The sequence below is a fragment of the Escherichia sp. WS1450 genome (assembly GCF_046487395.1).
In the GTDB taxonomy this organism is placed as follows: domain Bacteria; phylum Pseudomonadota; class Gammaproteobacteria; order Enterobacterales; family Enterobacteriaceae; genus Escherichia; species Escherichia coli.
The window spans coordinates 112,627-132,557 of sequence record NZ_JBJQJO010000010.1 but is presented as its reverse complement, the minus strand read 5'-3'; the positions used below and the strand labels follow the sequence as shown (position 1 = coordinate 132,557).

At 52.9% G+C, this 19,931-nt stretch carries 17 protein-coding genes; 7 read left to right on the top strand and 10 right to left on the bottom strand.

The window, feature by feature from the left end; genetic code table 11:
• The 4 genes from ACJHYR_RS14275 to ACJHYR_RS14260 all read left to right on the top strand — a co-directional run bounded on the left by ACJHYR_RS14275 (position 1) and on the right by ACJHYR_RS14260 (position 5,992).
• The gene (locus ACJHYR_RS14275; protein ID WP_001294443.1) at positions 1-2,280 is read left to right on the top strand and encodes a DUF5682 family protein; all 2,280 of its coding nucleotides are present in this window, start codon (positions 1-3) and stop codon (positions 2,278-2,280) included.
• Complete coding sequence (locus ACJHYR_RS14270) at positions 2,273-3,409, top strand: vWA domain-containing protein (RefSeq protein WP_001615307.1); 1,137 nt, start codon at positions 2,273-2,275, stop codon at positions 3,407-3,409. The genes ACJHYR_RS14275 and ACJHYR_RS14270 overlap by 8 nt, the downstream gene beginning before the upstream one ends.
• Entirely contained in the window at positions 3,406-5,406 is a 2,001-nt protein-coding gene (locus tag ACJHYR_RS14265) for an SWIM zinc finger family protein (RefSeq protein WP_014639242.1), read from the top strand. The genes ACJHYR_RS14270 and ACJHYR_RS14265 overlap by 4 nt, the downstream gene beginning before the upstream one ends.
• 124 nt (positions 5,407-5,530) lie before the next feature.
• Positions 5,531-5,992 carry a YehR family lipoprotein gene (locus ACJHYR_RS14260; RefSeq protein ID WP_001295429.1) on the top strand — a complete coding sequence of 154 codons (462 nt, stop codon included), beginning with the start codon at positions 5,531-5,533 and terminating at the stop codon, positions 5,990-5,992.
• Positions 5,993-6,033: 41 nt separating this feature from the next.
• Here the strand turns inward: ACJHYR_RS14260 and ACJHYR_RS14255 are convergent, their stop codons facing one another.
• From ACJHYR_RS14255 to btsS, 3 genes are read right to left on the bottom strand one after another with little or no spacing between them, the layout of a single operon-like run.
• Complete coding sequence (locus ACJHYR_RS14255) at positions 6,034-6,504, bottom strand: DUF1456 family protein (RefSeq protein WP_001295430.1); 471 nt, start codon at positions 6,502-6,504, stop codon at positions 6,034-6,036.
• A gap of 46 nt (positions 6,505-6,550) precedes the next feature.
• Entirely contained in the window at positions 6,551-7,270 is a 720-nt protein-coding gene (gene btsR / locus ACJHYR_RS14250; RefSeq protein WP_000598641.1) for a two-component system response regulator BtsR, read from the bottom strand.
• Positions 7,267-8,952, bottom strand: a complete 1,686-nt coding sequence (gene btsS, locus ACJHYR_RS14245) for a two-component regulatory system sensor histidine kinase BtsS (protein ID WP_072837468.1) — start codon at positions 8,950-8,952, stop codon at positions 7,267-7,269. The genes btsR and btsS overlap by 4 nt, the downstream gene beginning before the upstream one ends.
• 221 nt (positions 8,953-9,173) lie before the next feature.
• Between btsS and mlrA the strand changes: the two genes are divergently transcribed.
• Together mlrA and ACJHYR_RS14235 are read left to right on the top strand one after the other, a co-directional pair.
• The gene (gene mlrA, locus ACJHYR_RS14240) at positions 9,174-9,905 is read left to right on the top strand and encodes an HTH-type transcriptional regulator MlrA (protein ID WP_001240398.1); all 732 of its coding nucleotides are present in this window, start codon (positions 9,174-9,176) and stop codon (positions 9,903-9,905) included.
• 59 nt (positions 9,906-9,964) lie between these two features.
• Entirely contained in the window at positions 9,965-10,072 is a 108-nt protein-coding gene (locus ACJHYR_RS14235; protein WP_001216963.1) for a protein YohO, read from the top strand.
• On the opposite strand, the gene yehW is transcribed toward ACJHYR_RS14235, so the two are convergent.
• The 5 genes from yehW to bglX form a co-directional block, all read right to left on the bottom strand.
• Entirely contained in the window at positions 10,053-10,784 is a 732-nt protein-coding gene (gene yehW / locus ACJHYR_RS14230) for a glycine betaine ABC transporter permease YehW (protein WP_000783137.1), read from the bottom strand. The genes ACJHYR_RS14235 and yehW overlap by 20 nt on opposite strands.
• Before the next feature lie 4 nt (positions 10,785-10,788).
• Positions 10,789-11,715 (bottom strand): glycine betaine ABC transporter ATP binding protein YehX, encoded by a 927-nt coding sequence (yehX, locus tag ACJHYR_RS14225; protein ID WP_000569373.1) that lies wholly within the window; start codon positions 11,713-11,715, stop codon positions 10,789-10,791.
• Positions 11,708-12,865, bottom strand: a complete 1,158-nt coding sequence (gene yehY / locus ACJHYR_RS14220) for a glycine betaine ABC transporter permease YehY (RefSeq protein ID WP_000220845.1) — start codon at positions 12,863-12,865, stop codon at positions 11,708-11,710. Before yehY ends, yehX begins: the two co-directional genes overlap by 8 nt.
• A 6-nt stretch (positions 12,866-12,871) precedes the next feature.
• Complete coding sequence (gene osmF, locus ACJHYR_RS14215) at positions 12,872-13,789, bottom strand: glycine betaine ABC transporter substrate-binding protein OsmF (protein ID WP_001131232.1); 918 nt, start codon at positions 13,787-13,789, stop codon at positions 12,872-12,874.
• Positions 13,790-13,937: 148 nt separating this feature from the next.
• Positions 13,938-16,235 carry a beta-glucosidase BglX gene (gene bglX / locus ACJHYR_RS14210; protein WP_000871518.1) on the bottom strand — a complete coding sequence of 766 codons (2,298 nt, stop codon included), beginning with the start codon at positions 16,233-16,235 and terminating at the stop codon, positions 13,938-13,940.
• Positions 16,236-16,430: 195 nt separating this feature from the next.
• Between bglX and dld the strand changes: the two genes are divergently transcribed.
• Positions 16,431-18,146, top strand: a complete 1,716-nt coding sequence (gene dld, locus ACJHYR_RS14205) for a D-lactate dehydrogenase (protein WP_000097398.1) — start codon at positions 16,431-16,433, stop codon at positions 18,144-18,146.
• 37 nt (positions 18,147-18,183) lie between these two features.
• Here the strand turns inward: dld and pbpG are convergent, their stop codons facing one another.
• Together pbpG and ACJHYR_RS14195 are read right to left on the bottom strand one after the other, a co-directional pair.
• Positions 18,184-19,116, bottom strand: coding sequence for a D-alanyl-D-alanine endopeptidase (gene pbpG, locus ACJHYR_RS14200; protein WP_001295432.1), 933 nt, complete (start codon positions 19,114-19,116; stop codon positions 18,184-18,186).
• Between the two features lie 173 nt (positions 19,117-19,289).
• Positions 19,290-19,877: a Yip1 family protein gene (locus ACJHYR_RS14195; protein WP_001295454.1), complete on the bottom strand. Its 588-nt coding sequence runs from the start codon at positions 19,875-19,877 to the stop codon at positions 19,290-19,292.
• Positions 19,878-19,931: the final 54 nt, after the last annotated feature.

Here is a 19,931-nt window from a genome sequence, read left to right as displayed (position 1 = left end):
ATGAGTGAGCCGTTAATTGTCGGCATCCGGCATCATAGTCCGGCCTGCGCCCGGCTGGTGAAATCGTTAATCGAAAGCCAGCGGCCACGATACGTGTTGATTGAAGGCCCGGCTGATTTTAATGACCGGGTAGACGAACTGTTGTTAGCCCACCAGCTTCCGGTAGCTATTTACAGTTATTGCCAGTATCAGGACGGTGCGGCCCCCGGGCGTGGTGCCTGGACGCCATTTGCTGAATTTTCGCCGGAGTGGCAGGCGCTACAAGCCGCACGTCGTATTCAGGCACAAACTTACTTCATCGATTTGCCTTGCTGGGCACAAAGTGAAGAAGAGGACGATTCGCCTGATACGCAAGAGGAAAGCCAGGCCTTGCTGCTGCGTGCCACCCGCATGGATAACAGCGACACCCTGTGGGATCACTTGTTCGAAGATGAAAGCCAGCAAACTATATTACCCTCTGCACTGGCGCACTATTTTGCACAACTGCGGGGCGACGCCTCCGGCGATGCACTCAATCGTCAGCGCGAAGCCTTTATGGCCCGCTGGATTGCATGGGCGATGCAGCAAAATAATGGCGACGTATTAGTCGTCTGCGGAGGCTGGCACGCTCCGGCACTGGCAAAAATGTGGCGCGAATGCCCGCAAGAAATTAACACGCCAGAATTGCTCTCACTGGATGATGCCGTTACAGGTTGCTATCTCACGCCATACAGTGAAAAGCGCCTTGATGTGCTGGCAGGATACCTTTCAGGAATGCCTGCCCCGGTCTGGCAAAACTGGTGCTGGCGGTGGGGCTTGCAGCAGGCAGGTGAACAACTGCTGAAAACGGTTCTTACCCGTTTGCGCCAGCACCACTTGCCTGCTTCAACAGCGGATATGGCTGCCGCTCATCTACATGCGATGGCACTGGCACAGTTGCGCGGTCATACACTACCGTTACGCACTGACTGGCTGGATGCCATAGCAGGCTCGCTGATTAAAGAAGCCCTGAATGCGCCGTTGCCGTGGAGCTATCGCGGCGTTATTCATCCCGATACCGATCCGATTCTGCTAACGTTGATAGACACATTAGCGGGTGACGGATTCGGTAAACTTGCCCCCTCTACGCCACAGCCGCCTCTGCCAAAAGATGTCACCTGCGAACTGGAACGTACAGGAATCTCTTTTCCGGCGGAGCTTACCTTAAATCGCTTTACCCCCGAAGGACTGACGCAAAGTCAGGTGTTACATCGGCTGGTAATACTGGAGATCCCAGGGGTTGTGCGCCAGCAGGGAAGTACACTGACACTTGCAGGCAACGGTGAAGAACGCTGGAAATTAACCCGCCCGCTTAGCCAACATGCGGCATTAATTGAGGCCGCCTGCTTTGGTGCCACACTCCAGGAAGCCGCACGCAATAAATTAGAAGCCGATATGCTGGACGCGGGTGGAATCGGCAGTATCACCACATGTCTTAGCCAGGCGGCGTTAGCGGGTCTGGCGTCCTTCAGTCAACAATTACTGGAGCAACTTACATTATTAATCGCCCAGGAAAATCAATTTGCCGAAATGGGCCAGGCGCTGGAAGTGCTATTTGCCTTATGGCGGTTAGATGAAATCAGCGGTATGCAAGGCGCGCAAATATTGCAGACGACGTTATGCGCGGCTATCGATCGCACGCTGTGGCTGTGTGAATCCAACGGCAGACCGGATGAAAAGGAGTTTCACGCTCACCTGCATAGCTGGCAGGCGCTTTGCCATATCCTGCGCGATCTACATAGCGGCGTTAATTTACCCGGCGTTTCGCTTTCTGCGGCGGTAGCCTTACTGGAGCGCCGCAGTCAGGCGATTCATGCCCCGGCGCTGGATCGCGGCGCGGCTCTTGGCGCGCTGATGCGTCTGGAACATCCCAACGCCAGTGCCGAAGCGGCGCTGGCAATGCTGGCGCAATTATCCCCGGCACAATCCGGCGAGGCGCTGCACGGTTTGCTGGCGCTGGCCCGCCATCAACTGGCCTGTCAGCCGGCATTTATCGCCGGTTTCAGTAGTCATTTAAATCAACTGAGTGACGACGATTTTATTAACGCCCTGCCCGATTTACGCGCGGCGATGGCCTGGCTACCACCACGAGAACGCGGGACGCTGGCGCATCAGGTGCTTGAGCATTACCAGCTCGCACAGCTTCCCGTTTCAGCGCTGCAAATGCCGTTGCATTGTCCACCGCAAGCCATTGCACATCATCAACAACTCGAACAGCAGGCACTGGCATCGCTGCAACACTGGGGAGTTTTCCATGTCTGAACTGAACGATCTTCTGATCACCCGTGAGCTACAACGCTGGCGATTAATTCTTGGCGAAGCGGCAGAAACGACCCTTTGTGGGCTGGATGACAACGCCCGGCAGATAGACCACGCGCTGGAGTGGCTGTATGGGCGCGATCCTGAACGGCTCCAGCGTGGTGAACGCTCTGGTGGATTAGGTGGCTCAAATCTCACCACTCCTGAGTGGATCAACAGTATTCACACGCTGTTTCCGCAACAGGTGATTGAGCGGCTGGAAAGCGATGCCGTACTGCGCTACGGCATTGAAGATGTGGTGACGAATCTCGACGTGCTGGAACGTATGCAGCCTTCTGAAAGCCTGCTACGCGCCGTTTTGCACACCAAACATCTGATGAATCCCGAAGTACTGGCTGCCGCCCGCCGGATAGTACGCCAGGTTGTTGAAGAAATTATGGCTCGACTGACAAAGGAAGTTCGTCAGGCTTTTTCTGGTGTCCGCGATCGCCGCCGTCGCTCATTTATTCCACTGGCGCGTAATTTCGATTTCAAAAGTACGCTGCGTGCCAACCTGCAACACTGGCATCCGCAACACAGCAAGTTGTATATCGAATCCCCCCGCTTTAACAGCCGTATTAAACGCCACAGTGAACAATGGCAACTGGTCTTACTGGTTGATCAAAGCGGATCGATGGTTGACTCGGTGATCCACTCAGCGGTGATGGCGGCCTGTTTATGGCAGTTACCCGGCATTCGTACCCATCTGGTGGCGTTTGACACCAGCGTCGTTGATCTCACCGCAGACGTTGCTGATCCGGTAGAGTTATTAATGAAAGTACAACTGGGCGGCGGGACCAATATCGCCAGTGCCGTGGAGTATGGTCGGCAACTTATTGAACAACCAGCGAAAAGCGTCATTATCCTCGTGAGCGATTTCTATGAAGGGGGTTCATCATCATTGCTGACGCATCAGGTGAAAAAGTGTGTCCAGAGCGGCGTCAAAGTGCTGGGACTGGCGGCGCTCGATAGCACCGCAACACCTTGCTATGACCGCGATATGGCCCAGGCGCTGGTTAATGTCGGCGCACAAATAGCTGCCATGACACCGGGCGAACTGGCGACCTGGCTTGCGGAGAATCTTCAGTCATGAATTCACTACGTCCGGAATTATTAGAACTGACACCACAAGCTTTGACGGCGTTAAGCAATGCCGGTTTTGTTAAGCGCAGCCTTAAAGAACTGGAAAATGGCAACGTCCCGGAAATCAGCCATGAGAACGGCGCTTTAATCGCCACCTTCAGTGACGGTGTCCGCACCCAGCTGGCGAACGGTCAGGCACTGAAAGAGGCTCAGTGCAGCTGCGGGGCCAGCGGCATGTGCCGTCATCGCGTGATGCTGGTGTTAAGTTATCAACGACTTTGTGCCAACGCCCAGCCTACGGAAAAGGAAGAAGAGTGGGATCCGGCAATCTGGCTGGAAGAACTGGCTACCCTGCCCGATGCCACCCGTAAACGCGCACAGGCGCTGGTCGCTAAAGGCATCACCATTGAGTTGTTCTGTACGCCGGGCGAAATTCCCTCTGCCCGCTTACCGATGAGCGATGTACGTTTTTATTCCCGCAGCAGCATTCGCTTCGCACGCTGTGATTGTATTGAAGGAACACTTTGCGAACATGTCGTACTGGCAGTACAGGCCTTTGTCCAGGCCAAAGCGCAGCAAGCGGAATTTACTCATTTAATCTGGCAGATGCGCAGCGAACACGTCACATCATCTGACGATCCGTTTGCCAACGATGAGGGCGACGCGTGTCGTCAATATGTTCAGCAATTAAGCCAGGCGTTATGGCTTGGCGGCATCAGCCAGCCGCTTATTCATTACGAGGCTGCTTTCAGCCGCGCGCAGCAAGCGGCGGAACGCTGCAACTGGCGCTGGGTAAGTGAATCACTACGACAGCTACGGGCAAGCGTTGATGCCTTCCACGCCCGCGCCAGTCACTATCATGCCGGAGAATGCTTACGTCAGCTTGCGGCATTAAACAGTCGATTAAATTGCGCACAAGAGATGGCGCGGCGCGACAGTGTTGGTGAAGTTCCTCCTGTGCCGTGGCGCACGGTCGTTGGTGCTGGCATTGCCGGAGAAGCAAAGCTTGATCATCTGCGGCTGGTGTCTTTAGGTATGCGTTGCTGGCAGGATATTGAGCAGTATGGTTTACGCATCTGGTTTACCGATCCCGACACCGGCAGTATTTTGCATCTTTCACGTAGTTGGCCGAGAAGCGAACAGGAAAACTCACCGGCAGCGACGCGTCGGCTTTTTAGCTTTCAGGCTGGCGCACTGGCTGGTGGGCAAATTGTTTCACAAGCAGCAAAACGCAGTGCCGATGGCGAGCTGCTGTTAGCTACCCGCAACCGCTTGAGTAGTGTTGTTCCACTGTCGCCAGACGCCTGGCAAATGTTGAGCGCGCCGTTGCGCCAGCCGGGCATTGTGGCTTTGCGGGAATATTTACGCCAGCGTCCCCCCGCCTGCATACGACCACTCAACCAGGTCGATAACTTATTTATTCTGCCGGTAGCGGAGTGTATTTCGCTTGGTTGGGATAGCAGCCGCCAGACACTGGATGCGCAGGTCATTAGCGGCGAAGGGGAAGATAATGTGCTGACGTTATCCCTTCCGGCATCTGCCTGTTCTCCTTTTGCCGTTGAACGCATGGCGGCGCTTTTGCAACAAACAGACGACCCCGTGAGTCTGGTTTCTGGCTTTGTCAGCTTTGTAGAGGGGCAATTGACACTGGAACCACGGGTGATGATGACAAAAACTCGCGCCTGGGCGCTGGACGCAGAAACTGCGCCTGTGGCACCGCTACCTTCTGCCAGCGTCTTGCCTGTGCCGTCTACCGCTCATCAGTTGCTGATGCGCTGCCAGGCGTTACTTATTCAACTGCTCCATAACGGCTGGCGCTATCAGGAACAGAGTGCTATTGGTCAGGCAGAGTTGCTGGCGAATGACCTCTCCGCGGTGGGTTTTTATCGGCTGGCACATGTGTTGGCACAATTTCGTAATACAGAAAGCGAGGCACGGGTAGAAGCAATGAATAACGGTGTTTTACTTTGCGAACAATTATTCCCCATGCTTCAGCAACAAGGATGAAATAGTGCTTTTTACTAAGAGTTCTACTCCAGTTCCGGACTGCTCACGCCACAGTATTAGGCATATCCTATATAGCCCCTGGTGAGAGTCACCAGTTCCTTGATTAAATAAAATGGAGTTTTACATGAAGGCTTTCAATAAGCTGTTTTCCCTCGTTGTTGCATCTGTTCTGGTTTTCTCTCTTGCTGGCTGCGGTGACAAAGAAGAATCGAAAAAATTCAGCGCCAATCTGAACGGTACTGAAATTGCCATTACCTATGTCTACAAAGGTGACAAGGTGCTTAAGCAATCTTCTGAAACCAAAATTCAATTTGCCTCCATTGGTGCAACCACCAAAGAAGACGCTGCCAAGACACTTGAGCCGTTAAGCGCCAAATACAAAAACATTGCGGGTGTTGAAGAAAAATTAACCTATACCGATACCTACGCGCAGGAAAACGTGACTATCGATATGGAAAAAGTGGATTTCAAAGCCCTGCAGGGTATTTCAGGAATCAACGTTTCTGCTGAAGATGCCAAAAAAGGTATCACTATGGCGCAAATGGAACTGGTGATGAAAGCCGCTGGTTTTAAAGAAGTGAAATAATCTGTCGGCGGCCATGTTTTTACATGGCCGCCATACCCGTCTTAGCTTTTCTTCACATGCTGGCGCGCTGCCAGTCCACGCAGAAAATAACGTAAAAATTGATCGCCGCATTCGCGGAAGTTTTTATGATCCGGTGCACGCATCATCGCCGTAATTTCCGGCATCGAAACGCGGAACTGCTGTTCTGTAAGGATCGCCAGAATGTCATCGGTTTTCAGCGAAAACGCGATGCGTAATTTTTTCAGCACGATGTTGTTATTAATGCGACGTTCCGGCTCCAGTGCCGGAGCAGACTCATCCTTGCCGCGTTTTTCATAAATCAGGCCATTGAGGAATGACGACAAAACAATGTCCGGACAACGCTGAAAACCCTCTTCGTCTTCTTTACGTAGCCAGACGGCGATCTGTTCCGCGGTGGCTTCGACATTACCCAGCGCCAGAATACGCACCAGGTCATTATTATTGGCTTTCAAAATGTAGCGCACGCTGCGCAGAATATCGTTACTTAGCATGAGGCCTTCAGGTGTTGATGAGGCAAAAAGCCATTTTAGCAGTCTTTTACAGGCCAATCGCCTCTTTTAAGCTTTTCAGATAACGGCGGCTGACCGGCACGGTTAAGCCATTACGCAAAATCAACTCGGCCTGGCCGTTATCTTCCAGACGAATCTCCTGTAAATGCGCGAGGTTAACCAGATACTGACGATGGCAGCGCAGTAGTGGTGTACGACTTTCCAGGGTACGTAATGTCAATTCGGTAAAGCCCTCTTTCCCTTCGTGGCTGGTAACGTAGACACCGCTCATCCGACTGCTGACAAATGCCACATCTTTCATTTGCAGTAAATAAATCCGACTATGCCCCGTACAAGGGATAAATTTTAGCGCCTGTTGATTTTCCGGTAACAGCGAAACATCCTGCTTACTGCGTTCCTGACGCAAACGCGCCAGCGTTTTCTCCAGTCGCGCTTCATCAATTGGCTTCAGCAGATAGTCAAAGGCATGTTCTTCAAAGGCTTTAATAGCGTATTCGTCAAACGCGGTGAGAAAAACGATATACGGTCGATGTTCGGGGTCGAGCATCCCCACCATTTCCAGACCACTGATGCGCGGCATCTGGATATCGAGAAACAGCACATCCGGGCGCAGTTTATGCACCGCGCCGATCCCTTCTACGGCGTTTGAACACTCTCCAACGATTTCAATATCGCTCTGCTCCTGCAAAAATACGCGCAGGTTCTCCCGTGCTAACGGTTCATCATCGACAATTAAGACTTTAATCATGCCTCGTCCCTCCATGGTAGTCGTAACGTTATTCGGGTGTAACTATCAGGCTCACAGGCGACGCTTATCCCATAGTCATCGCCAAACCGTTCACGTAAACGCTTATCCACCAGATTCATCCCCAGCCCACTGGCATTGGTTACCGGTTGATACAAACCGGCATTGTCTTCGATCTCCAGCATCAAATGTTGCCCCTCACGTCGGGCGCTGATTGCCACTCGCCCTGTATCGAGCAGTTGTGATGTCCCATGTTTAATGGCGTTTTCCACTATCGGTTGCAGGGTAAACGCGGGCAATTGCTGCTGGGATAATTCTTGCGGAATAGCAATGTTGACCTGCAACCACGACTGGAAGCGCGCCTTTTCAATTTGCAGATAAGCGTTCACATGTTCAATTTCGTCTGCGAGAGTAACAAACTCCGAAGGCCGCTTTAAGTTTTTGCGGAAAAAAGTGGAAAGATACTGGACCAGCTGGCTGGCCTGTTCGCTGTCGCGGCGGATCACCGCTTTAATGGTGTTAAGCGCATTAAACAAAAAATGGGGGTTCACCTGGGCGTGAAGCAGTTTGATCTCTGACTGGGTGAGCATCGCTTTTTGCCGCTCATATTGCCCGGCGAGGATCTGCGCCGAAAGCAGTTGCGCAATCCCCTCGCCCAGCGTGCGGTTGATTGAACTGAATAAACGGTTTTTGGCTTCATACAATTTGATGGTGCCCATCACCCGCTGATTTTCACCACGCAACGGAATTACCAGCGTCGACCCCAGTTTGCATTGCGGATGCAAAGAGCAACGATAAGGTACTTCGTTGCCATCAGCGTAGACCACTTCACCGGTTTCAATCGCTTTTAAGGTGTAAGTCGAAGAAATCGGTTTGCCGGGTAAATGGTGATCGTCACCAATTCCGGTAAAGGCCAGCAATTTCTCTCGATCGGTAATCGCGACTGCACCAATATCCAGCTCCTGATACAGCACCTGTGCCACTTTCATGCTGTTAACTTCGTTAAACCCCTGGCGCAAAATGCCTTCCGTCGAGGCAGCCACTTTTAGCGCAGTGGCAGAAAAAGCCGAAGTGTATTTTTCAAACATCGCGCGTTTATCGAGCAATATACGCATAAACAGCGCCGCGCCGACGGTATTGGTAACCATCATTGGCGCAGCAATATTACTCACCAGACGCACCGCATCTTCATAAGGTCGGGCGATCGCCAGGATGATCAACATTTGCACCATTTCAGCGACGAACGTGACGGCACCGGCGGTAATGGGGTTAAAGACTTTATCAGTGCGCCCGCGACGGATCAGGATGCTGTGTACCAGGCCGCCGAGCAATCCTTCAACGATGGTCGAGATCATGCAACTTAGCGCGGTCATGCCCCCCATCGAATATCGATGTAACCCGCCGGTCAGACCAACCAGCCCACCGACGACCGGACCGCCGAGCAAGCCGCCCATTACCGCGCCTATCGCACGGGTATTGGCAATAGAATCGTCAATGTGCAACCCAAACCAGGTGCCCATGATGCAGAAGATGGAAAAGACGATGTAGCAGAGAAATTTATGCGGCAGACGAACCGTGACCTGCATTAACGGTATGAATAATGGCGTTTTACTCATTAACCACGCAATGACTAAAAAAACGCACATCTGCTGAAGCAGCAGCAACACCAGATTAAAATCGTACATACCCGCAAACCACACTTCCCTTTAAAACGCGTAACATACATTGCCTGCGTTTAACTTTCTTTGAACTCTTGCAGAAAAATGAGAATTCGTGAGTACGATCACTCAAAATCGCCTGGCAAAAATAAAATCACCCTATAGATGCACAAAAAACGGGCAAAACTACCTGGTTCGCAAAACTGCGTCTAAAGTTAAACCGGGACCTCGCGAGCAAGGGTGAGACGATGGCGCTTTACACAATTGGTGAAGTGGCGTTGCTTTGTGATATTAACCCTGTCACGTTACGCGCGTGGCAGAGGCGTTACGGATTGCTGAAACCGCAACGGACAGACGGCGGTCATCGGCTGTTCAATGATGCCGATATTGACCGGATCCGCGAGATCAAACGCTGGATCGACAACGGCGTGCAGGTCAGCAAAGTAAAAATGCTGCTCAGTAATGAAAATGTTGATGTGCAGAACGGCTGGCGCGATCAGCAAGAAACATTACTGACTTACCTGCAAAGCGGCAATCTGCATAGCCTGCGAACGTGGATCAAAGAGCGCGGTCAGGATTACCCCGCCCAGACACTCACCACGCATCTGTTTATTCCTCTGCGCCGACGACTTCAGTGCCAACAACCGACCCTCCAGGCGCTGCTGGCGATCCTCGACGGCGTACTGATCAACTACATCGCCATTTGCCTGGCTTCGGCACGTAAAAAACAGGGTAAAGATGCGCTGGTGGTTGGCTGGAATATTCACGATACCACCCGTCTGTGGCTGGAGGGCTGGATTGCCAGTCAACAAGGATGGCGCATTGATGTCCTCGCCCACTCGCTCAATCAACTACGCCCTGAACTGTTCGAAGGCCGTACATTGCTGGTGTGGTGCGGTGAAAATCGAACCTCCGCCCAACAGCAGCAACTCACCAGTTGGCAGGAACAAGGCCATGATATTTTCCCACTCGGCATTTAATGATTCGTTAACAAATGCGCTTTACTGTACAATCCTTTCGTTAACATAAGGAGTGCATTATGCGCATAGCTAAAATTGGGGTCATCGCCCTGTTCCTGTTTATGGCGTTAGGCGGAATTGGTGGCGTCATGCTCGCAGGTTATACCTTTATTTTGCGTGCTGGCTAAGCGCCTGCACCAGCCTTTCAAACAGGCGGTCTGCAATGATCGCCGCCAGTGCCACCAGTAACGCCCCCTGGATCACATACGCGGTATTAAATCCGCTAAGCCCGATGATGATCGGCGTACCCAGCGTGCTGGCCCCTACCGTTGAGGCGATCGTCGCCGTACCAATGTTGATAATCACCGAAGTTCGCACGCCCGCCAGAATCACCGGAGCCGCCAGCGGTAGCTCGACCTTACGCAGTCGCTGACCACGGCTCATTCCCATACCTTTCGCAACTTCTGTCACGCTGGCATCAATCGCTCCCAGCCCGGCAAGTGTTGCCTGCAGGACGGGCAGCACGCCGTAAAGGATCAAGGCGATAATCGCGGGTTGCAGACCAAAGCCGATCACCGGAACGGCAATCGCCAGCACCGCGACGGGCGGAAAAGTCTGTCCAACGGCGGCAATAGTTTCCACCAGTGGGCGAAATTCCGCGCCCCAAGGGCGAGTGACAGCAATTCCGGCACCAGTACCAATGATCACCGCAAACAAACTCGAAATTCCCACCAGCCAGAAATGAGCCAGTGCCAGAACTGCAAAACTTTCTTGCTGATAAACGGGTCGTGGCAGTTGTGGGAACAAGGCTGCAAACAGCGGCTGGCTGTAAGGCAGCCAGAAAATCAGCGCCACAAACAGAGCAATGAGCCAGAACAGCGGATCGCGCAACATCTTCATACGTTTACGCCTCCACCAGCAGATCCTGAAAATGCAGCGTGCCGCAAGGCTCGCCCTGCGTGTTCACCACCGGCAGCACTTCACATCCCCGCGCGACAAACAGGGAGAGTGCATCGCGTAGCGTCATCTCTTCTGCCAGCGCCTCACCTTCTGCCCGTTCTTCGCGACGCACGTAATCCGCCACGCTACGTAACGAAAGCAGGCGGACACCCAGTTCACTATGCCCAAAAAACTGGCGGACAAAATCATTCGCCGGACGAGTCAGCATCGTCAGCGGATTGCCCTGCTGCACCACTTCACCGTGATCCATCAACACCAGATGTTCTGCCAGCCGTAGCGCCTCATCAATATCATGAGTGACCAGCACAATAGTGCGCCCCAGCAAACGGTGAATGCGCGTCATCTCTTGTTGCAACGCGCCGCGCGTTACCGGGTCCAGCGCGCCAAAAGGTTCATCCATCAGTAAGACTTGCGGATCGGCAGCCAGTGCGCGCGCCACTCCCACACGTTGCTGCTGACCACCGGAAAGCTGATGCGGATAACGCTCACGCAAATTTGGCTCCAGCCCCAGTAGCGCCATTAATTCGTCGATACGATCGTCGATCCGCGCCCGTGACCATTTTTGTAATTGCGGCACGGTGGCAATATTTTGCGCCACGCTCCAGTGGGGAAACAGGCCAATAGATTGAATGGCATAGCCCATCCGGCGGCGCAACTCCAGCACTGGCAGCGAGCGAATTTCTTCTCCGGCAAAGCGGATCACGCCACTGTCATGCTCCACCAGGCGGTTAATCATTTTCAGAGTGGTGGATTTACCGGAGCCTGATGTACCAATCAGCACCGAAAAACTCCCCTCCTGAAAATTGAGATTGAGATCGTTAACGGCTTTTTGTATGCCGAACAGTTTGCTGACATGGCTAAATTCAATCATTACGTTTCACCTTCAGCAGTGCGATAAGCAAATCGAACAGCGCATCGATCAGCACCGCCAGAACAATTACCGGGATCACCCCTAGCAACACTAAATCAATGGCACTGCTTAGCAGCCCCTGGAAAACCAGCGCACCAAAACCGCCTGCGCCGATTAACGCCGCAATCACCGCCATACCTACAGTTTGCACCATCACCACCCGCAGGCTGCGCAGAAATACCGGTAACGCCAGCGGTAACTGAACATGCAGGAAACGCTGCGCCCCGCTCATCCCCATCGCTCTGGCGCTCTCCAGCACATCGCGCGGGATCTGGTTCAAGCCGACTACCACGCCGCGCACCAGCGGCAGCAAGGCATAGAGCACCAGCGCAATCAGTGCGGGTGTCATTCCGGTTCCTGCTATGCCGAGCTTACCCAGCCACGGAAAGGCCGTAACCAGCGCGGCAAGCGGCGCAATCAACAGGCCAAAGAGCGCCACCGAAGGCACGGTCTGAATGACATTGAGTAGCGAAAAAATCGCCCCCTGCCGCGCAGTGGAAAAGTAGCACCAGACGCCCAACGGCACACCAATCACTAACGCAGGCAGCACCGCACCAAACAGCAACGTCAGATGTTGTGCCAGCGCGTCGTCAAACACATCCTGACGGTTGGCGTATTCTTTCATTAGCGAGAGATCGTTAAGCGCGCCGGAATACAGCAACCACAGCGGAATGATGGCAATCTGCATATGCAACAACCAGCGCCACAGCGGATGCGTGGAGATTCGGCGGATGGCATCGCTACAGGCCAGCAATGCCAGCGCCGCAGCCAGCCAGAAACCACTGCCGAGGCTGGTACGCGCCAGCGCACTGCCATTTTGTGCCAGTTGTGTCGCCGCCTTTCCTGCTCCCCACACCAGCAATACGAAGACGAATTGCGCCAGAATGAGTGCAAAAATGCTGCCTTTTTTAGCGGGAATAAAACAGGCTGTCATCCAGGCGCAACCAACGCCCACCAGCATCCAGATCGTTTGCGGCCACAGCTGCCAGAGATGACGCCCCTCACCCGAAACTAAACGATTAGGCGCGTAACTGATAAACGGCAGCGCCGCTGCGATTGCCGTCAGCAACAGCAGCAGCGCCAGAACAGGATTAATACGGAAATAAGTCACGGGAAATTACTTCGTCCACCCTTTTTGTTTCAGGTAGTCGGCAGCCACTTTTTTGGCATCCAGTCCTTCCACAGCAATGCTGGCATTCAGTTGCTGCAATGTTTTTTCATCGAGGCTGGCGAAGACTGGCTGTAGCCACTGTGCCATTTGTGGATACTCTTTCAACACCGACTCACGCACCACTGGTGCAGGCGCGTAGATAGGTTGCACGCCTTGCGGATCGCTTAAGGTTTGCAGCCCCAGCGCCGCGACCGGGCCGTCAGTGCCGTAAGCCATCGCCGCATTAACGCCAGAGGTTTGCTGGGCAGCGGCTTTGATCGTCACCGCCGTGTCGCCACCAGCCAGTGACAGCAACTGATCCTGACCGAGCTTAAAGCCATAGGCTTTTTCAAACGCGGGTAACGCATCGGCGCGTTCAATAAATTCTGCCGAGGCCGCCAGTTTGAAGGTGCCGCCCTCTTTCAGATAACGACTCAGGTCGGCAAGCGAAGTGAGTTTGTTTTTCTCTGCCACATCCTGACGCACGGCGATAGTCCAGGTGTTATTTGCAGGCGCGGGCGTCAGCCAGATTAACTTGTTTTGCTCTGCATCGAGTTTTTTGACTTTCTCGTAGCCTTGCCCGGCATTTTTCCATGCCGCATCGTTTTCATCTTTAAAGAAAAACGCGCCATTGCCGGTATATTCCGGATAGATATCCAGTTCACCGGAAGTAATCGCCCCGCGCACCACGGGAGTCGTTCCCAGTTGCACTTTATTTACCGTAGGAACACCGTGACTTTCCAGCACCTGCAAAATGATATTGCCGAGCAGCGCGCCTTCGGTATCGATTTTTGAACCGACCTTAACGGGGGAAGCCGCCTGTAGCGGCAGGCTCACGGCTGCCAACAAAACCAATGAACCTGCCCAGAGCTTTGAGAGTGGCATGATGCTTTCCTCATTCTTTTACTGTTGTTTTCAGCGAATTAAGAGAAAAGCATAGTTGATAATGACAGGGTTAGCCTGTCTGGGCAGATTCAGTTGCAGAATCAGATAAATACTTAAAGGGCGCAAACGTCGCGCCCTTACTAAAGCATTACAGCAACTCAAACTCGCCTTTCTTAACGCGTGCGGAATCAGTGCCGATGAAGACATTGAACTTGCCAGGCTCGGCGTCATATTTCATCTGTTGATTCCAGAACTTCAGCGCCTCGATATCAATCGGGAAGCTGACGGTCTGAGTTTCGCCCGGTTTCAGGGTGATTTTCTCAAAGCCTTTCAGCTGCTTCACCGGACGACTCATGGAAGCCGTCACATCCTGCAAGTACATCTGCACTACCGTCGCCCCTTCGCGCTTACCGGTGTTCGTCACCTGCACACTGGCGGTCACTTTGCCGTCACGCTTCATGGTCGGCGCAGAAAGTTTCACATCAGAGACGGTGAAAGTGGTGTAGCTCAGACCATAACCGAACGGATACAGCGCCCCGTTAGCTTCATCAAAATAACGCGAAGTGTATTTGTTCGGCTTGTCGGCATTATACGGACGCCCGGTATTCAGATGGCTGTAGTACACAGGGATCTGCCCGACAGAACGCGGGAAGGACATCGGTAGCTTACCGGACGGGTTGTAATCGCCAAACAATACATCGGCAATCGCATTACCCCCTTCCGTACCCGCAAACCAGGTTTCCAGAATCGCATCAGCCTGCTGATCTTCTTTCACCAGCGCCAGCGGACGCCCATTCATCAGCACCAGCACCAGCGGTTTACCAGTGGCTTTCAACGCCGCAATCAAGTCACGTTGGCTTTGCGGAATAGTAATATCGGTACGGCTGGAGGCCTCGTGCGCCATCCCCTGAGCTTCACCGACCACAGCCACCACCACATCAGATTGTTTCGCGGTTTGCACCGCTTCATCAATCATCTCTTGCGGCGAACGCGGATCGACTTTGACCGCCTCTTCATACTGATTCAGGAAATCGATAATGCCTTTGTCACTGGTGACGTTCGCCCCTTTGGCGTACAGCACTTTACCGTTTTCACCGACGGCATTTTTAATCCCGGTCAGTACGGTCACGGATTGATCGGCAACACCGGCTGCGGACCAGCTGCCCATCACGTCACGTTTACTGTCCGCCAGTGGCCCAACCACCGCAATGGTGGCCGATTTTTTCAGCGGTAACGTTTCGAGACGGTTTTTCAGCAACACCAGGCTTTCACGCGCCACTTCACGCGCTTCTTTGCGGTGCAGGCGGCTTTCGGCATTGGTATCCACCGGGTCAGACTCTTTCGGCCCCAAATGGCTGTATGGGTCGTTAAACAACCCCATATCATATTTAACGTTCAGTACATGACGGGTAGCGTCATCCAGCTCTTCCATCGTCACTTTGCCGGATTTGATCAACCCAGGCAGATACTTCGAGTAGTACTCGTCGCTCATACTCATGTTGATGCCGGATTTCAGCGCCACGCGCACCGCATCTTCCGGGTCTGCCGCCGTGCCATGTTTAATCAGCTCTTTGATTGCGCCGTGATCGGAAACGGTGATGCCTTTAAAGCCCCACTGGTCGCGCAGAACATCTTTCAGCAGCCATGAATCGGAGGTGGCTGGCGTGCCGTTCAGCGAGTTCAGCGCCACCATCACCGCGCCGCTGCCTGCGTCCAGCCCCGCTTTGTACGGCGGCATATAATCATTAAACAGGCGCTGCGGACTCATATCGACGGTGTTGTACTCTTTACCGCCTTCTACCGCACCGTATGCGGCAAAGTGTTTGACGCTGGTCATCACCGAGTAGCGATCTGCCGGACTTTTACCCTGCATCGCTTCCACCATGGTTTTACCCATTGTTGAAGTGAGATACGTATCTTCGCCAAAACCTTCGGAAGCACGTCCCCAGCGCGGATCGCGCGAGACATCGACCATCGGTGCCCAGGTCATATTCAGGCCATCATCTGCCGCTTCATAAGCAGAGACACGCCCGACTGTTTTCACCGCATCGAGGTTAAAAGACGAGGCCAGGCCGAGGCTAATCGGGAACACCGTGCGCTGACCGTGCAGCACGTCGTAAGCAAAGAAAAGAGGAATTTTCAGGCGGCTTAATTCCATCACCTGATCCTGCATGGCGCGGATATCCTGACGGGTTACGGTGTTGAAAATCGCCCCAACCTGACCGTCTTTGATCATCTCGCGGATCGCCTCTTTCGGATTATCCGGGCCGACGCTGATTAAGCGCAGCTGACCAATTTTCTCATCAACTGTCATTTTCTTAAGCAGTTCGGTGACGAACGCATCCCGCGCTTCGGGCGTTAATGGATGGTTGCCGAATAAATCATCTGCCAGTGCTGGCTGCAGGGCCAGACTCACCGCGATTCCTACTGAACATAGCCATTTCATATGGATTTTTCTTCCTCTGTTGCCCGACGAGGCAGCGAAAATAGTGCAAAAACCGTAGTTTGCCATAAGCATGATAGAGAGAGAAAAAGAATGCTCAGTTTATTGTCTGAATTTTCAAAATATTCACTCGCTGAATTGTCATACAAGGCGCTATTCTAGTTTGTGATATTTTTTCGCCACCACAAGGAGTGGAAAATGTCTTCCATGACAACAACTGATAATAAAGCCTTTTTGAATGAACTTGCCCGACTGGTGGGTTCTTCACACCTGCTCACCGATCCCGCAAAAACGGCCCGCTATCGCAAGGGCTTCCGTTCTGGTCAGGGCGATGCACTGGCTGTCGTTTTCCCTGGCTCACTACTGGAATTGTGGCGGGTGCTGAAAGCCTGCGTCACCGCCGACAAAATTATTCTGATGCAGGCAGCCAATACAGGTCTGACCGAAGGCTCGACGCCAAACGGTAACGACTATGATCGCGATATCGTGATCATCAGCACCCTGCGTCTCGACAAGCTGCACGTTCTTGGCAAGGGCGAACAGGTGCTGGCCTATCCGGGCACCACGCTTTATTCGCTGGAAAAAGCCCTCAAACCGCTGGGACGCGAACCGCACTCGGTGATTGGCTCATCGTGTATAGGCGCATCGGTCATCGGCGGTATTTGTAACAACTCCGGCGGCTCGCTGGTGCAGCGTGGCCCGGCGTATACCGAAATGTCATTATTCGCGCGTATAAATGAAGACGGCAAACTGACGCTGGTGAACCATCTGGGGATTGATCTGGGCGAAACGCCGGAGCAGATCCTTAGCAAGCTGGATGACGATCGCATCAAAGATGACGATGTGCGCCACGATGGTCGTCACGCCCACGATTATGACTATGTCCACCGCGTTCGTGATATTGAAGCCGACACGCCCGCACGTTATAACGCCGATCCGGATCGGTTATTTGAATCTTCTGGTTGCGCCGGGAAGCTGGCCGTCTTTGCGGTACGTCTTGATACCTTCGAAGCGGAAAAAAATCAGCAGGTGTTTTATATCGGCACCAACCAGCCAGAAGTACTGACCGAAATCCGCCGTCATATTCTGGCTAATTTCGAAAATCTGCCGGTTGCCGGGGAATATATGCACCGGGATATCTACGATATTGCGGAAAAATACGGCAAAGACACCTTCCTGATGATTGATAAGTTAGGCAGCGACAAGATGCCGTTCTTCTTTAATCTCAAGGGGCGCACCGATGCGATGCTGGAGAAAGTGAAATTCTTCCGTCCGCATTTTACCGACCGTGCGATGCAAAAATTCGGTCACCTGTTCCCCAGCCATTTACCGCCGCGCATGAAAAACTGGCGCGATAAATACGAGCATCATCTGCTGTTAAAAATGGCGGGCGATGGCGTCGGTGAAGCCAAATCGTGGCTGGTGGATTATTTCAAACAGGCCGAAGGCGATTTCTTTGTCTGTACGCCGGAGGAAGGTAGCAAAGCGTTTTTACACCGTTTCGCCGCTGCGGGCGCAGCAATTCGTTATCAGGCGGTGCATTCCGATGAAGTCGAAGACATTCTGGCACTGGATATCGCTCTGCGGCGTAACGACACCGAGTGGTATGAGCATTTACCGCCGGAAATCGACAGCCAGCTGGTGCACAAGCTCTATTACGGCCATTTTATGTGCTATGTCTTCCATCAGGATTACATCGTTAAAAAAGGCGTGGATGTGCATGCGTTGAAAGAACAGATGCTGGAACTGCTGCAGCAGCGTGGCGCGCAATATCCTGCCGAACATAACGTCGGTCATTTGTATAAAGCACCGGAGACGTTGCAGAAGTTTTATCGCGAGAACGATCCGACCAACAGTATGAATCCGGGGATCGGTAAAACCAGTAAGCGGAAAAACTGGCAGGAAGTGGAGTAAAAATTACGGATGGCAGAGTATCGCCATCCGAATTCACTTAATCGTTCTGTGCCGTCTGCCCCGCCGCCGCCATTTGGGCGGCTTTTTGTTTTTTATAGCTCAACGCTGCTGCCGGAACAGGCATCACTTTACCGGTCTCAATCCAGGTACGCAGGCGGCTGGCATCGGCAAAATGGGTATATTTGCCAAACGCGTCCATCACTACCAGCGCCACCGGTTTATTATTGATAACCGTACGCATCACCAGACAATGGCCCGCCGCATTGGTAAAGCCGGTTTTGGTTAACTGAATATTCCAGTTATCGCGATACACCAGATGGTTAGTATTGCGGAACGGCAGCGTATACGTCGGGTTAGAGAAGGTTGCCATATCTTCCCGGGTGGTACTTAACTGCCCGATCAACGGATATTGTTTGCTGGCAATGAGCAGTTTGGTTAAGTCACGGGCGGTTGAAACGTTATGCACCGACAATCCGGTCGGTTCAACAAAGCGCGTGTTGTTCATTCCGAGCGATTTCGCTTTCGCATTCATCGCCTTAATAAAGGCTTTGTAACCACCGGGATAATGGTGCGCAAGGCTTGCCGCCGCGCGGTTTTCTGAAGACATCAGCGCCAGCAACAGCATATCTTTACGGCTGATTTCGCTATTCAGTCGTACGCGCGAATAGACCCCTTTCATCTCCGGCGTCTGGCTGATATCCACTTTTAGTTTTTCATCCAGCGGCAGTCGCGCATCCAGCACGACCATCGCGGTCATTAATTTGCTGATAGACGCAATCGGACGCACCAGATCCGGGTGGTTCGAATAGATCACTTTGTTGGTATTCAGATCAACAATCATCGCGCTACCGGAGGCAATTTCCGGCTGTGAAGCGGTGGTAGCGGCTGCCGTTTTCGCAACGGCCTGCGGTGCCAAAGGCACAGCCAGCATCAGGGCCAGGCTAAATAAAGAAACTCGAAATTTCGGCATGATGAGCATTCAGATAGTGGTTCACGCGCACGGGTTGCGCACCGCCGGAGTAAGGATTTACTGAGGCTAGCGACGCCATCATAACGAGCAAAAAGTGCGATCGTCAAAGGAGAATCGTGAGGAAATGCTGCATTGCTGACATTTACGCCAGCAATGCAACACAAAAGTACTTTCTAGAACAAACGATAACCGTAGCCCCATAGTATAACGGTAAGGGCGAGCAGCACTTCCAGCACCAGCACGCCAATCGCCAGCGTCGAACTGGAGAAGCTAAGGCCTTCCTCTTTGTTGATATTCAGGAAGCTCGGAATACCGAGATAAAGCAGGTAGCCGGTGTAAAACAGCGCCACCGTGCCGACCAGCGCACACAACCAGACCAGTGGATAAAGCGCCACCAGACCGCTTAAAAACAGCGGAGTTGCAACGTAGCCCGCGAAGACCATGCAGTGCGCAAGTGATGGACGTTGCGGATAATTGCGCGCCATCCACCAGATGACCCGCCCCATCACCGCGACCCCAGCCAGCATAACGCCATAAAACAAGACAGCCAGCGCCAGTCCGGTAAACCAGGATAACTTCAGGATAGTGCCATCGCCAAAATTCCAGCCAATCTGTGTAGTGCCAATGAAGGCGCAAATCACCGGAATCGCCGCCATCAGCAAAACGTGGTGGGTGTAATGGTGAGAAATCGTTTCGTTTTCGCGATTAATCACCTGCATTTCACGATCGGGATGGGAAAACAGTCCCCAGACATGGCTCATACCGCCCCCTTGTTGTGAGTTCATGAACCTGACAGTTCAAGTATAAGTCAGCTT